General features: G+C 70.5%; 13 protein-coding genes and 1 riboswitch. Of the genes, 5 read left to right on the top strand and 8 right to left on the bottom strand.

The features are described from left to right. The first annotated feature begins 3 nt into the window (after positions 1-3). Positions 4-1,068, top strand: coding sequence for a phosphotransferase (locus OHA21_RS01650; RefSeq protein WP_328469370.1), 1,065 nt, complete (start codon positions 4-6; stop codon positions 1,066-1,068). A 466-nt stretch (positions 1,069-1,534) separates the two neighbouring features. Here the strand turns inward: OHA21_RS01650 and OHA21_RS01645 are convergent, their stop codons facing one another. From OHA21_RS01645 to OHA21_RS01620, 6 genes are all read right to left on the bottom strand, one after another. Then, the gene (locus OHA21_RS01645; RefSeq protein WP_328459739.1) at positions 1,535-2,419 is read right to left on the bottom strand and encodes an IS3 family transposase; all 885 of its coding nucleotides are present in this window, start codon (positions 2,417-2,419) and stop codon (positions 1,535-1,537) included. Beyond that, the gene (locus OHA21_RS01640; RefSeq protein ID WP_328459742.1) at positions 2,416-2,727 is read right to left on the bottom strand and encodes a transposase; all 312 of its coding nucleotides are present in this window, start codon (positions 2,725-2,727) and stop codon (positions 2,416-2,418) included. The genes OHA21_RS01645 and OHA21_RS01640 overlap by 4 nt, the downstream gene beginning before the upstream one ends. A gap of 589 nt (positions 2,728-3,316) precedes the next feature. After that, the gene (locus tag OHA21_RS01635; RefSeq protein WP_328469368.1) at positions 3,317-3,826 is read right to left on the bottom strand and encodes a transglycosylase family protein; all 510 of its coding nucleotides are present in this window, start codon (positions 3,824-3,826) and stop codon (positions 3,317-3,319) included. A gap of 40 nt (positions 3,827-3,866) precedes the next feature. Continuing rightward, positions 3,867-4,042: riboswitch (cyclic di-AMP (ydaO/yuaA leader) on the bottom strand. Positions 4,043-4,593: 551 nt separating this feature from the next. Next, positions 4,594-5,706 carry an o-succinylbenzoate synthase gene (gene menC, locus OHA21_RS01630; RefSeq protein WP_328469366.1) on the bottom strand — a complete coding sequence of 371 codons (1,113 nt, stop codon included), beginning with the start codon at positions 5,704-5,706 and terminating at the stop codon, positions 4,594-4,596. Beyond that, positions 5,703-6,341, bottom strand: a complete 639-nt coding sequence (locus OHA21_RS01625; RefSeq protein WP_328469364.1) for a MurR/RpiR family transcriptional regulator — start codon at positions 6,339-6,341, stop codon at positions 5,703-5,705. The genes menC and OHA21_RS01625 overlap by 4 nt, the downstream gene beginning before the upstream one ends. Beyond that, positions 6,338-7,039 carry a GNAT family N-acetyltransferase gene (locus tag OHA21_RS01620; RefSeq protein ID WP_328469362.1) on the bottom strand — a complete coding sequence of 234 codons (702 nt, stop codon included), beginning with the start codon at positions 7,037-7,039 and terminating at the stop codon, positions 6,338-6,340. Before OHA21_RS01620 ends, OHA21_RS01625 begins: the two co-directional genes overlap by 4 nt. A gap of 103 nt (positions 7,040-7,142) precedes the next feature. Here OHA21_RS01620 and OHA21_RS01615 point away from each other — a divergent pair, with 103 nt between their 5' ends. From OHA21_RS01615 to OHA21_RS01600, 4 genes are all read left to right on the top strand, one after another. Continuing rightward, positions 7,143-8,231, top strand: coding sequence for a M20/M25/M40 family metallo-hydrolase (locus OHA21_RS01615; protein ID WP_328469360.1), 1,089 nt, complete (start codon positions 7,143-7,145; stop codon positions 8,229-8,231). Next, positions 8,228-9,625 carry a Na+/H+ antiporter NhaC family protein gene (locus OHA21_RS01610; RefSeq protein ID WP_328469358.1) on the top strand — a complete coding sequence of 466 codons (1,398 nt, stop codon included), beginning with the start codon at positions 8,228-8,230 and terminating at the stop codon, positions 9,623-9,625. The genes OHA21_RS01615 and OHA21_RS01610 overlap by 4 nt, the downstream gene beginning before the upstream one ends. Before the next feature lie 11 nt (positions 9,626-9,636). Continuing rightward, on the top strand, positions 9,637-11,199 hold the full coding sequence (locus OHA21_RS01605; protein WP_328469356.1) for an N-acyl-D-amino-acid deacylase family protein: 1,563 nt from the start codon (positions 9,637-9,639) through the stop codon (positions 11,197-11,199). Positions 11,200-11,280: 81 nt separating this feature from the next. Then, a complete protein-coding gene (locus OHA21_RS01600) occupies positions 11,281-11,496 on the top strand; it encodes a DUF3040 domain-containing protein (protein ID WP_328469354.1) in 216 nt (71 codons plus the stop codon). A 680-nt stretch (positions 11,497-12,176) separates the two neighbouring features. On the opposite strand, the gene OHA21_RS01595 is transcribed toward OHA21_RS01600, so the two are convergent. After that, positions 12,177-13,025: an NAD(P)-dependent oxidoreductase gene (locus OHA21_RS01595; protein WP_328469352.1), complete on the bottom strand. Its 849-nt coding sequence runs from the start codon at positions 13,023-13,025 to the stop codon at positions 12,177-12,179. 281 nt (positions 13,026-13,306) lie between these two features. Continuing rightward, positions 13,307-13,795: a hypothetical protein gene (locus OHA21_RS01590; RefSeq protein WP_328469350.1), complete on the bottom strand. Its 489-nt coding sequence runs from the start codon at positions 13,793-13,795 to the stop codon at positions 13,307-13,309. Positions 13,796-13,806: the final 11 nt, after the last annotated feature.

The raw sequence follows: 13,806 nt of genomic DNA, 5'->3' as shown, positions 1-13,806 counted from the left end.
ATCTTGCTGGAGCCACCTGCCGAACTGGCCGAAAGTGATCTGCTTTCGGCGCTGCGGGCCGGGTGGGGTGTCGAGGCCGGGACGCTGGAATTCCTGCCGTTGGGGGCCGGTAGCTATCAGTGGGCAGTGGCCGATCGCGACGGCCGTGGCCACTTCGTCAAGGTGAACGAGTTGCGCGGCGAGGCGGCTTTCGAGTCGCTTCGCCGATCGCTGGCGACCGCATTGGCGCTGCGGCACGATGCCGGGCTCGACTTCGTCCTCGCCCCGGTGCCGGCGCGGGGCGGCGAGGTGGTGCGGCGGCTGGATCATCGGTACGCGGTAGCAGTGTTTCCGCTGCTCGATGGCGTTTCCGGCGAGTTCGGGCCGCATCGGCCGGCGGATCGCGCGGCGGTTGTCGACATGCTGGCCGATCTGCACCGGGCCGGCTCGGCGGTCATCCAGGATCAGCGCGCCGACTCAGCGGCCGCCGGTGACGAGGGCGCCGGCTCGGCAATCAGCCCGCCTGCCCGCCTGCCGACTGTGCCGCGCGCTGATCTGCGGCTGCCTGGCCGCTCGCGGCTGGAAGCCGTACTGCGGGATACGGCTCGGCCGTGGAACGCCGGCCCCTACGCGGAGGCCACTCGGCGTGTGCTGGCCGTGAACGTGTCGAAGATCGAGGAGTGGCTGACCGAGTTTGATCGGCTGGCCGCGATCGTTGGGGCGGACCGGGCCGGCTGGGTCGTCACGCATGGCGAGCCGCATCCGGGCAACCTGCTGCGGACCGAAACCGGGACGTTCCTGATCGACTGGGACACCGTGCAGGTGGCGCCGCCGGAACGGGATCTGTGGATGCTCACCGCCGGCTTCGCCGATCTGCTCGGCGAGCAGCCCGCCGGGGACGACCGGGCCGTCCTGGACCGCTACCGGAAGTCGACCGGCCGGGCCGTCTCTGCCGCGGGGCTCGAGCTCTACCGTCGCTGGTGGCCCCTGGCCGACATCGCCATCTACGCCGACGAACTGCATCGGCCGCACACCGAGAACGCCGACCTGGCCGCCTCACTCCGATACCTCACCGGCTACCTGCGGTGAGCATTCCCGGTTCCGCTCCGATTCGGTCCTCGCTCGTTCCCGCCTGGTGTCGGAATCCATGTCCGTACCTTTGCAGTAACCCGGCGGGCCGCCGGCAGCTTCCGCCGCATGCCCCAACCAGCTCTTCCCCACGCCGCGCCTCTCGCGGGGCCACTTGCCGGACCTCTCACCTTCCTCTCGCCGCCACCGAAGCCGCCGGCATCGTCGTCCATTCCTGATCCAGCTGGCGCTCAGGGCTGCTTCCGGCCGCCCCAAACAGCACCAAGAGCCAGCCAGACATCCCAGCTGGCGCTCACGGCTGCATCCCGGGCCAGGAGACAGCGCTGCCGGTCAGCCGGACGAACCGGCTGACGCGCACGGCTGCATCCCAGGCCAGCAGACAACGCTGGCCGTCAGCCGGGCGAACCGGCTGGCGCTCACGGCTGCATCCCGGTGAAGTTCCACCCCGGGACCGGACACCGGAGTTTCATGCCGCGAGGGCGATGGGTGGACGGTAGCAGACACGTGCTTCGCGTGGTGTCTGGTGGTTCACGGTGGAATGCAGTCTTTTGTTGTTGTAGTAGTTGATGTAGGCGAACACCGCCCGGCGGGCCTCGGCGCGGGTCGCGAAGACCCGGGTGCCGATCTCGGCTTTGAGGCTGGCGAAGAAGGACTCGGCGACGGCGTTGTCGAAACACGACCCGGTCCGGCCCATCGATGGCCGCATGTTCAGCCTGGTCAGCGTCGCCCGGAACGTGCTGGAGGTGTACTGGCTGCCGCGGTCAGAATGAAAGACCGCCCGCCGGTGGACCAGGCCGCGGCGGTGGGCCAGCTCGACGGCGTCGCAGACCAGTTCGGCGCGCATGTGCGTGGCCATGGCGTGCCCGATGACCTCCCGGTTGAACAGGTCGATCGTGGTCGCCAGATACAGCCAGCCTTCGACGGTGGGCAGGTAGGTGATGTCACCGACCAGCCGCCGGCCCGGCGCTGCGGCGGTGAAGTCACGGCGGATCAGGTCCGGTGCCGGCGCGGCCTTGGCGTCGGGCCGGGTCAGCGACCGCCGCCGGCGTCGGGTGATCCCGGCGAGACCGCGTTCACGCATGACACGTTCGACGCGCTTGCGGTTGATGCGCAGCCCGCGGCGGCGCAGCTCGGCGCTGACCCGCGGGGACCCGTAGCCGCGATGCTCGGCCTGGATCTGCCGGATCAGGGTGGCGAGGTGCTCGTCGTCGGCCTGACGCACCTGCCTCGCCGGTTCGGCGGCCAGCCACTCGTAGTAGCCCTGCCTGCGCTTGACCGCCAGCACACGGCACAGCCGTGCCACGCCGTAGACAGCGTGGTGCTCAGAGATGAACCGGTAGCGGTGGATCAACGACCCATCTCCTTCGCAAAATAGGCGGCCGCTTTCCGCAGGATCTCCTTCTCCGTCTCCAGCTCGGCGACCTTGCGCCGCAGCCGGCGCAACTCGTCTCGCTCGGCGCCGCTCAGCTCGCCGTCGTCCGTACCGCGGTGGCCGGCACGCTGCTCCTCGGCACGTTTCGCGGCGTTGACCCAGCCGCGCAGGGTCTCATGGTTGACACCGAGCTCACGGCCGACGTCACGGATCGTGCGGCCCGCAGAACGGACCAGCTCGACCGCGTCCCGACGGAAATCCTCGGAATACTTCGAAGGGCGGGGCACCCGGACATCCTTCCCCCAGACCACTGTCTGGTTTCAAGGTGTCCGGCTCGAAGGTGGAACCTCACGGGTCCGGAGACAGCGCTGCCGGTCAGCCGGACGAACCGGCTGACGCTCACGGCAGCATCCCAGGCCAGCAGACAACGCTGGCCGTCAGCCGGACGAACCGGCTGACGCGCACGGCAGCATCCCAGGCCAGCAGACAACGCTGGCCGTCAGCCGGACGAACCGGCTGACGCGCACGGCTGCATCCCGGGCTGGGAGACAGCGGTGGTGGTCAGCCGGGCTGGCGGCTGGTGTTGGTTTGCTGTGTCAGCGGCGTTCGTCGAAGCGGCGGCGGGCTGAGCGGCCGGCCCGGAACGCCCGGCGGCTCAGCCAGAAGCCGAGCACGACGAGGGCAATGATCAACAGGAGCAACAGCCAACGCATCAAGACCTCCCCAGCCTGTTCACGCTCCTCTGTGCCCTGCGTGGTTCGTTTTCAACCGGCACTACGGCAAGGCGCGCAACGGTGGTTGGGGTTGGGTGACCACCCGGCCGCGGGGTACTTCGGTGGGGAGGGCGGGTCCGCGGCCGGGTGGTCGGGTGAGGTGTCAGAGGCGGATGCGCTGGCCCGGGAAGATCAGGCTGGGGCTGTCCAGGCGGTCCTTGTTCAGGTTGTAGAGCGTTCGCCAGCCGCCCTTGACGTGGTAGCGCTTCGCGATCTTGGCGAGGGTGTCGCCGGAGCGGATCACGTACGTCTTGCCGGTCGCCTTGGCGGTGGACTTCTTCTTCTTGACCGTCTTGGTGGTCTTGTAGACGCCGGGCTTCTTTCCGCACGTCGGCCACGGCTTGAGGCCGCGCTTCTTGTAGAGCTTCTCGGCGATCTTGATCTGTTCGGCCTTGGTGGCCCGGTTGGCGGTCGGGGCGTACTTGCCGCCGCCGTTCGCGAGCCATGTGCTGCGGCTGAACTGCAGGCCGCCGTAGTACCCGTTGCCGGTGTTGATGTGCCATCTGCCGCCGGACTCGCACTTGGCGAGCACGTCCCAGTTCACCTGGCGGGCGGCTTGTGCCGGGGTAGCGCCGACGAGCATGATGCCGGCTCCGGTTACGCTCGCGGTCATCAGACCGAGGGCAAGGCGCGTTCGTCTACCGATCCGAGACATGGAAGATCCTCCACGCCTGCGAGGTGAGCTGTCGGGTTCGGGCTGAGGTGCCCGGCCGGCTCGATGCGGCTTCACCCCTAGGCGCGGCATGTGGCGCGCCGGATTACGTGGGTCCCCCGCTCCTGCCCTCAAATCGTGTCCGGGAGCGGCGGCAGGATTCGGCGGACCGTCCACGGTGCCCGCAATCGCGGGACGGCCCGACGGTAACCACGGCGGGGAGGCGAAGACCAAGCTTCAGACCCGGAATAGTGACGTTCTTCTCAGTATTTGCCCGATTTGATCTTGTTCGTGCCCTGGAAAGGCAGGCATTCCGGAAACGGGGCTTCAGTCGGTCGTTCCGCTATCGCGGTGGCCGGACACATGGGACAGGCGCCGCCAAGACGCCCGGCAGCAGCGGGCAGCAAGGCCGACGCCGGGAGTGGCGGACCGGCCCGCCGGAAAGCAGCTTGGAGTGGTGCGGGGCCTGCCAGTTGCAGCGCCAGGTGATACGGGGCCAGCAGCCGGAGTCAACACCGAGCCGGCCGCCCGCAAGGCAGCGCAGAGTAGTGGGGTGCCGGCCGCCGGAAAGCAGCGCCAGGTGGTGCAGGGGCAGCCGTCGGAACGCGGCGCCGGGTGGGGCAGGCCGGGTGAGGGCTGGCCGGCCGCCGGAAAGCAGCGCCGGATGGTGCAGAGCCAGCCGCAGGAACGCGGCGCCGGGTGGGGGCAGGCCGGCCGCCGGGAGGCGGCTACGCGGGCAGGGCGACCCGGTCTGTGGCGTGAGCGGCAATGAAGTCGAGGTCGGGCTCCCAGCCCAGGCCCGGCGAGGACGGGACGTCGACGAAGCCGTCCACACAAACGATGGGGCTGGTGGTCACGTCGCGCGCGTAGTACTTGTCTGAGCCGGACACGTCGGACGGCAAGGTGAAGCCGGGCAGGGCGCTGAGGGCGACGTTCGCGGCGCGGCCGATGCCGAACTCGTGCATGCCGCCGCACCAGACCGGTACGCCGGACGCGCGGGCCAAGTCGTGCGCGCGGACTGCGAAAGTGAGCCCGCCCATCCGGGAGACCTTGATGTTGAGGATCCGCCCGGCCCGGAGACGCAGTGCGGTGACCAGGTCCTCCACGTCCTCGACGGACTCGTCCAGACACACCGGCGTGGAGATCGACGACTGCAGGGTCGCGTGCGCCACCAGGGCCCGCGGCGCGAAGGGCTGCTCGATCATCAGCAGCCCCAGCTCATCCAACGCAGAAAAAACCGAAATGTCCGAAACATCAAAGGCGCCGTTGGCGTCGACATGCAAAGGCAAGTCGGGAAAGGCGGAGCGCACCGCGCGAACCGGCGCAACGTCCCAGCCCGGCGCGATCTTGAGCTTGACCCGCTGGTACCCCTCGGCGACCCGGGCACCCACCTGCTCCAGCAGCGCATCGATGGTCGGCTCGATCCCGAGCGAGACCCCAGCGGAAACCCGTGCCCGTTCTCCCCCGAGGGCCGAAGCAAGCGACACGCCCTGAAGAGACGACCACAACGCCCAGGCCGCCACGTCTAACCCGGCCCGCGCGAAATGATTCCCCCGCACCTTCGCCATCGCCGCAGCCAGCTCCGACGGATGCTCCCACGACGTACGCAACACGATCGGCGCCAGGAACGACCGGGCCACCGCCCAGCAGCTCTCCACCGTCTCGGCCGAGTAGAACGGCCCGCTCGGCGAGGCGATCTCACCCCACCCGACAACCCCGTCCGCGCTGCGCAGCATCACCAGGATGTGCTCGAGCGAACGCTTGGCGTGCGAGCTGGTCTGGAACTCGTGCACGAGCGGCAGCCGGACCCGGTGCAACTCGACGTTCTCGATGCGAATCATGGTTCTTCCGAGGAGTAGAGACCCAGCTCGACGGCGAGTGCGTCACGGTCGCGCAGACGGCGGCCGGCGCCCTTGGAGCTGGCGATGGTCAGGGTGGCGAGCAGGTGCAGGGCGAGCACGACCGAGGTGGGCGAGTTCGCGTACGACGCGCTGTCGGTGCCGATGACGATGCTGCTCGTCGCGACGGCGGAGAGCGGCGCATCGTCGGCGTCGGTGATCAGGACCAGGTCGCCGCCGTGCCGCACGTAGGCGGCGGCGACGTCGACGGTGTCGCGACGGTACCGCTCCATCGACACGGCGACGAGCAGATCGCCCTGGCGGATGTCGCTGAGCACGTCGATCGGCCGCAGCGCGGCGCCGTCGACCAGGTGCACGCCGGAGAGGCCGGCGCTGAGGTCGGAGGCGAGCAGCGAGGCATAGCTGAACGACTTGCCGGCGCCGAGCAGGTACCGCCGGCGGGCCGAGACGATCAGGGCGGCGGCGCGCTCGATGGCGTCCTGCTCGGCGGCCCACGCCAGCGCCTTGTCGAACTCGGCCCGCTGCTGCTCGAGGACGCGCTGCTTGAGGACCTGCGCGGAGCGGCGCTGCACGTTGCGGTCGAACCGCTCGGCCGGGGTTGATCGTCGGGTGGTCACCGTGGTCCATTCTCAGGCACTGCATCATTCTCGAACGCGTAGGCCACCCGGTCGGCCCCGGCTCTGGTCACGGCCGTCAGCCGCCCGCCGGCCGCGAACTTCTCCAGCAGCTGCTGACGCAGCCAGTCACGATCCGCCGGGTCAGGCGCCGCATATCGGTCACCCGCAGGCGCCACCACGCTTTCCACAGCATCATCGGTACGCCTACGCGCGCGACTGTCGACCAGGTCCCAGCTGACGAGCACCCGGTCGGTGCCGGGCGCGCCGTAGTAGTCGGGCAGGAACCGGATCCCGGTCGCACCGAGGACCGCGAAATTGAAATGGGCGTTGCGTAACGCGTACGGATCGAAGGTCCAACGCATGCTCTGTGCCCCCGTGCGGCGGGCGGCGGTGGCCTGGGCCTGCTTGAGCATCCGCCCGATGCCGGTGCCCTGGGCGCCGGCGGCGACCACCGCGGCCTGGCTGTAGTGGTAGATCTCGCCGTGCTCGACCGCGCAGAAGCCGTAGCAGAAGCCGATCAGGGCGCCGTCGGGGCCGAAGGCGCCGATCACGGTGCCGGAGTTCTCGCCGAGCGCGGCCAGCAGGCGCGGGCTCAGGCCCCACTCGGGATCCTCGTAACCGAAGACAGCGCGGTAGAGGGCGGAGGCTGCCGTCCACTCGGCGAGCCCGTCCAGGTCGCGCACCACGACGTCACCCATCGGGTCACCTCCTCCAGCAATCAAAGATAGCGAACGTATAACCCGCATCCTGCCGCCATTTTCGCTCGTTGACAACGCCACGGGTGGAACTTAGGTTTCGCATATGCCGTTCACCGAGGCCCTGCGCCGGTATGTGTCGCGAGAGTCACCGACCGGCGATCCGCGCTCGCTCGCGGCGCTCGCCGAGGTGCTCGAGGCGGATGCGGCCCGGGCCGGGTTCAGCACCGCCCGCGAGGCGCACCCCACCGGCGACCACCTGATCTGGACTCTGCCCGCCCGCGACGTGCCGGGTGAGCCGATCCTGCTGCTCAGTCACTACGACACGGTCTGGCCGGTGGGCACCCTCGCCGAGATGCCCTGGTCGATCGAGGGCGACGTGATCCGCGGGCCGGGCGTCTACGACACCAAGGCCGGGATCGTGGCGCTGCTCGCGGCCGCCGAGCGGATCGCTGAACAGGCGCACCCGGAGATCCGGGTGATCGTGGTGGCGGACGAGGAGATCGGCTCGCCGACCGCGGGTGACCTGGTCCGGGACGAGGCGTCCCGTTCGCGAGCGGTGCTCGGGCTCGAACCGCCGCATCCCGGCGGCGACCTGAAGACCGGGCGGCGGGGCAGCACCCGGGCCCGGATCGAAGTCACCGGCATCGAGGCGCACGCGGCCCTCGACCCGGACGCGGGGGTGAACGCCATCGACGAGCTGATCGACCACCTGGTGCGGGTGCGCGAGCTGGTCACCGGGCGGCCGGTGCTGCTGAACACCGGGACGATCGCGGGCGGCGGGCGGACCAACGTGGTGGCCGGGGCGGCGCATGCCGATCTCGGGTTGCGGTTCATCGACCCGGCGGACGAGACGGCGGTGCTGGATGCGCTGCGGGCGCTGCAGCCCGTCCGGGAGCGGGCCTCGGTGTCGGCGCGGCTGCTGTCGCACCGGCCCACGTGGCGGCCCGGTCCGGCCGGGGACGATCTGCTCGCCCGGATCCGGGACATCGCGGCTGGCATCGGGCAGGAGCTGGACGGGCGGCCGGCGGACGGGGCGGCGGACACCAACACGACCGGGGCGCTCGGGCGTCCCACCGTGGACGGGTTGGCGCCGGCCGGGGGTGGTGCTCATGCGCGTACCGAATGGGTCTCGTCAGCGAGCATCGCCGCGCGTACCGATCTGCTTGCGGCCCTGCTGGTCGGTCTCTCATGACCGCCGCGGTGGAGACCGCCCAGCGTAGGCGGCCTGCGGAGATCGCCACCCGGGTGCTGTCCGGGATGGGGCTGGTGGGTGCGCTGATCTGCGGGATCGCCACGGACACGCCGACGATCTGGGGGCTGCTGCCGATCGTGCTGTTCGGCGCGCTCGTCGTGCTCGGGATGGGCATGCTGCCGGCCGCGGTGGTCAGCACGGTCGCGGCCCTGCTGGTGCTGCTGCCCTCGCCCGCCGAACTGGGCGGGCTCGCGGTCGACTCGATCACCAACCAGGTCACCCTGATCGGTGTGATCATCGTGCTCGGCGCGGCGGTCGGTGAGGTGATGCGGCGGACCCGCGTGGCCGACGTGATCGTGCGCGGCTGCGTCGGCCTGGTCGACGGGCGCGGCCCGGTGGTCAGCTCGTTCGCGATCATGATGGCCTGCCTGGTGCTGGTCGCCGCCCTGGGCACGCTCGGCGGCGCGCTCGCGGTGGCGGCGCCGCTGGTCATCCCGGTGGCGGCCCGGCTGGGGTACACGCGCAGCGCCACCGCGGCGATGATGTTCGTCGGCGGGTGCGCGGGTTTGGCCCTCGCCCCGTTCGCCGGCTCCAACGTGGCGATCATGACGGCTGCGGACGCCGGTTATCTGCAGTACCTGATCTATGGCGCGCTGCCGCTCGTGGCGGTGTCGCTGCTGGTCGGTGTGCCGGTGGTGCAGTGCATGCAGCGGCGTACGGCAGATTTCTACGACGACTCCGATATTCCGGAAGCGGCCGTCTCTCCTGGCCGCCGGGCCACCACGGCGACGGCTGTCTTCGCGGTGATCCTGCTGGCCGCGGTCGCGTGGGCGATCGTCGCCGGGGCCGGCATCGTCGTGCCGCTCGTGGTGCTGCCGCTGCTCGGCGTGGTGACCGGCCTGGTCGGCGGCCTCGGCCCCGCCGGAACGATCCGGGCGCTCGGCGTCGGCGCCCGCTCGATGCTCGGCATGCTGGCCCTGTTCGTGCTGCTCGCCGCCCTGTTCGTGGCGATCGAGGAACTCGGCCCGTTCGACGTGGTCCTCGACCGGTACGGCGACCAGATGGCCGGGTTGAGCCCGTTCGCCCTCGCGATCGCCGTCGCCCTGCTGGGCTGGGTCGGTGTGCCCGGCGCGACCGCCGCCCAGGTGGTCCTCCTCGACCAGCTCTTCGGCGAGATCGCGGCGACCGCCGGGATCGGCCTGGCCAGCTGGATCGTGGTGCTGCTGTTCGCGTCCAAGGCCGACACCTACGGTCCGTTCCCGAACGCCAACATGATCGGCGCGATGGGCCTGGCCCGCTGTCTCAACCTGCGGGCCATCCTGCTCACCGGCTGGGCGATCCTGGTGCCCGCGTGCGTCGTCTACACCGTCCTGATCTACGTCGAAACACACTGAAGGGTTCTCTCGTGCACGAGCTCGTGATCACCGGCGGCACCGTGCTCGACGGCACCGGAAGCCCCGGACGGCGGGCCGACGTCGCCATCGACGACGGCCGGGTCACCGCGATCAGCAGCGCCCCGCTCACCGGGCGCCGGATGATCAGCGCCCGGGACCGGGTGGTCACCCCCGGCTTCGTCGACCTGCACTCGCACGCCGACTTCACGCTGCCCGCCTCGCCCGGTGCGGTCACCCAGCTCGCCCAGGGCGTGACCACGCTGATCGGCGGGAACTGCGGGCACTCCCCGTTCCCGCTCACCGCCCGGAACCGGGACACCGGGGGCTTCGCCGGGTTCGACCCGGCCACGCTCGGCTGGGAGTGGTCGGACGCAGCCGGATATTCGGAGATGATCACCTCGGTGCGACCGGGTGTGAACCTCGGGCTGCAGGTCGGGCACAACATGGTTCGATCGGCGGTGCTCGGCGGCTCGGACCGGGCGCCGACGCCGGCCGAACTCGCCGAGATGCGGGACCACGTGCTGACCGCGGCGGCGCAGGGGGTGCTCGGGTTCTCCACCGGGCTGATCTATCCGCCGGGGCTCTTTGCGGAGTCCGGCGAGGTGGTCGAGTTGGTCCGGGCGGCGGCTTCGCGGGGACTGCTCTACTCGACGCACGTGCGCAACGAGACCGACCGGGTCATCGAGGCGGTCACCGAAGCGCTGGAGACGGCACGGGCGGCCGGGGCACGGTTGCAGGTTTCGCACCTCAAGAGCATGGGGCCGGGGAATCACGGGCTGGCGCGGGCCGCACTCGAACTGATCTTCTCGGCGCGGGACTCGGGGCTGGACGTGGCCTGTGACGTTTATCCGTACACGGCATCCAGCACCTCCCTCGCCTCGCGGCTGCCGGCCTGGGCGCTCGAAGGTGGCGCCCCGGCGGTCGCGCAGCGACTGATCGACGAGGAGACACGCGGGCGGGTGCTGGACGGGCTGCGGGAACGGTTCGGGCGGGACATCGACCCGGCCGGGATCGTCCTCGCCGAACTCGGGCCCGGACCCTTCGCCGAACAGGCCGGGCGGTCGCTCACCGAGATCGGCGCGGCGATCGGGCAGCCGCCGGAGATGGTGGTGCTGCTCGTGCTGGCCGGGCACGGTGACGTGGCGATCGTCAACCACGCGATGGACGAGGGTGACGTACGGGCGGTGCTCTCCTCGCCGCTCGCCGCCGTCGCCAGCGATGGATGGATCATGGACGCTGCCGGGGCGGGGCATCCGCATCCGCGCAGCTTCGGGACGTTCGCGCGGGCCGTTGGGCATTACGTCCGGGACGGGGTGCTGTCGCTTCCGGAGGCGGTACGCAAGTCGACCTCGCTGCCTGCCTCACGTGCGGGGCTGGTTGATCGCGGGCGGCTCGCGGTGGGGGCGGCGGCGGACGTGGTGGTGCTGGATCCGTCACGGATCGTCGACAAGTCGACCTATGAGCGGCCGTGGCAGCTGGCCGAGGGGGTGGACACCGTGCTGGTCAACGGGACAGTCGCGGTTGACGGCGGTGAGGTCACGGGTTCGCGTGGGGGGCGGGTGCTGCGGCGCTGACTTGCTTGTTTTCTCGGCGAGGTTTGCGGTGGTCTTCTCCGGGGTAGAGCCAACTCCCTGAAGACTCCGAGGAAGCCATCGATGTTGGACGATGATGAGCGCCGCATCCTCGCCGACCTGGAGCGCGACTTCCAGGAACCGGAGGAACGCCCCTTCCCCACCATCTCGGTGCTGTGCGTCGGGCTCTTCATCGCCTTCCCGATCGTCATGCTGCTGTTCGGCTGGCCTGGGTTGATCATCACCCTGGATCTGTTCGCTGCTGCGGTTGCGATCGTCCTGCTCCGCCGTCGGCGGTAGCTCTCCTCCTCGGGCCCGGCTGACCCTCACGGTCGCTTCCCGCGCGTTTTGACAGCGCTGCCCGTCAGCCCAGCCCCCTCGGCTGACGCCCAACGTCGCCTCCCGCGCGTTTTCACAGCGCTGCCCGTCAGCCCAGCCCCCTCGGCTGACGCCCAACGTCGCCTCCCGCGCGTTTTCACAGCGCTGCCCGTCAGCCCAGCCCCCTCGGCTGACGCCCAACGTCGCCTCCCGCGCGTTTTCACAGCATTGCCCGTCAGCCCGGCCCCTCGGCTGACGCCCAACGTCGCTTCCCGCGCGTTTTCACAGCGCTGCCCGTCAGCCCGGCCCCTCGGCTGACGCCCAACGTCGCTTCCCGCGCGTTTTCACAGCATTGCCCGTCAGCCCGGCCCCTCGGCTGACGCCCAACGTCGCTTCCCGCGCGTTTTCACAGCATTGCCCGTCAGCCCGGCCCCTCGGCTGACGCCCAACGTCGCTTCCCGCGCGCCCAGGCAGCACTGCCGGTCAGCCGAGGTCCTTGGCTGGCGGTCGGCGGCGAAATGGGGCGAAGGCGCGGGACCGGGTGCGCGCCGGGCCGGGTGGGTGCGCCGGGCCGGGGGGTGTGGGCTGGGCCGGCGGGAGTGCGGGGTGGCCGGGGCGGCTGGCTGTTGGGAGGGCCGGCGGCTGGCGGGTGGCTCGAGCTGTCAGCTGATCACGGCAGTCAGGCCTTCGGATGCTCGGCCGGCGGTGGTCAGGGCCTCGATGCGGGCGGCGACTGCGGGGAGGCCGCCGTCGCCGAGAGGGCTGGTGGAGCGCAGCGTGATCAGGTGGCGCAGCACCGTGAGGTGCTCGGTCAGGTCGGCTGGGCCGCGCGGGAAGTCTGCCTTCACCATTTCGGTCACGGTGTCGGGGAGCGCGCTGAGTACGTGGCCGAGCTGGGTGTGGGCCGACGCGGCGAACTCGGTGACGTCGATGCCGGCCGCCTGGACTGCGGCCAGGGCGCGGAGTAGGCCGAGCTGGGCGTCGTACCAGAGGCCGAAGAGGGTCAGGTCCCAAAGGGCCGCGGCGGTGGGTGACTCCCCGGCGAAGCGGGGCGGGCTGAGCAGGCGCAACGTGGGCAGATGTCGGTCGTACGCGGAACGGTCGCCGCCGTACAGGATGACGGCCTTGTCGGTGCCGATGGTCTCCGGGGCGGCCTGCACGCCGGCGTCGAGGTATCGGGCGCCTGCGCCGGAGACGAGCTGGGCCGTGCGGAGGGCTTCGTCGGGGGTGCCGGTGGTCAGCGTGACGATCGTTCGGCCGTCCTGGCCGGGCGGCAACCCGGCCAGGACGGCGTCGACTGCCTGGTAGTCGGTGAGGGTGAGCAGGACCAGATCACTCGCCGAGAGCGCCTCGGCTACTGAGGTGGCTGGGCGGGCGCCGGCTGCGACCAGGGTGGTCAGGCGGGCGGGGGTGCGGTTCCACACCACGACCTCGCGGCCGGCGTCGAGCAGGCGGTGGGCCACCGCTGTTCCGATGGCACCGGTTCCGATCAGGGTTACGGCGTCAGTCATGCCTTCATGCTCGGACCTCAACCTTTCTTCAGGTCAAGCAGGACGGGGGCGGTCAAGCAGGAAGGGAACGGTCGAGCAGGAAGGGGATGGTCAAGCAGGAAGGGGAACGGTCGAGCAGGAAGGGGATGGTCAAGCAGGAAGGGGAACGGTCGAGCAGGAAGGGGATGGTCAAGCAGGAAGGGGATGGTCAATCAGGAAGGGGAACGGTCGAGCAGGAAGGGGGCGGTCAAGGAGAAAGGGAACGGTCGAGCAGGAAAGAACCGTCGAGCAGGACGGGACGATCAGGCGGTCACGTCGAGCAGGTCGCCGCTGTTCAGGACGTCGCGTAGGGCGTACAGGTCAACGCCCTTGTCCTTGAAGAGGGTGACCAGCTCGGAAGGGCGACTGGCCTGCTTGCTGACGTCCGCGGAGGCCATGCCGAGCAGTTTGCTGAGCTCGGCCAGCTTGGCCTCGTCGCGCAGGCCGGCGTTCTCGCCGCGCGGCGCGGCCGGGTCGGGTGCGCTGCGCTGGGCCGCGATCTTGGCGGCCGTCGTGCCGGCGTCCGCGGTGGCGACCGGGAGGCTGCCGCGGATCGCGTTGATCAGCTGGTGGTGCGGTATGCCGCGGGCCGCCGCGATCTCGTTGAGGCTGCGGCCCAGGTCGAGCTGGTCCTTGAGCGTGCCCGAACTGAGGTCGAGCGCGTCGGCGACCCGGGTCAGGGGGTCTACCCGTTCGTTGCGCCCGGGCATGACGTAGACCCGGCCCGACGAGATGCTGCTGATGGTGGTCACCCGTGCTCCTC

It is taken from the genome of Actinoplanes sp. NBC_00393 (assembly GCF_036053395.1).
Classification (GTDB): domain Bacteria; phylum Actinomycetota; class Actinomycetes; order Mycobacteriales; family Micromonosporaceae; genus Actinoplanes.
This window is presented reverse-complemented; position numbering and strand designations above follow the sequence as displayed.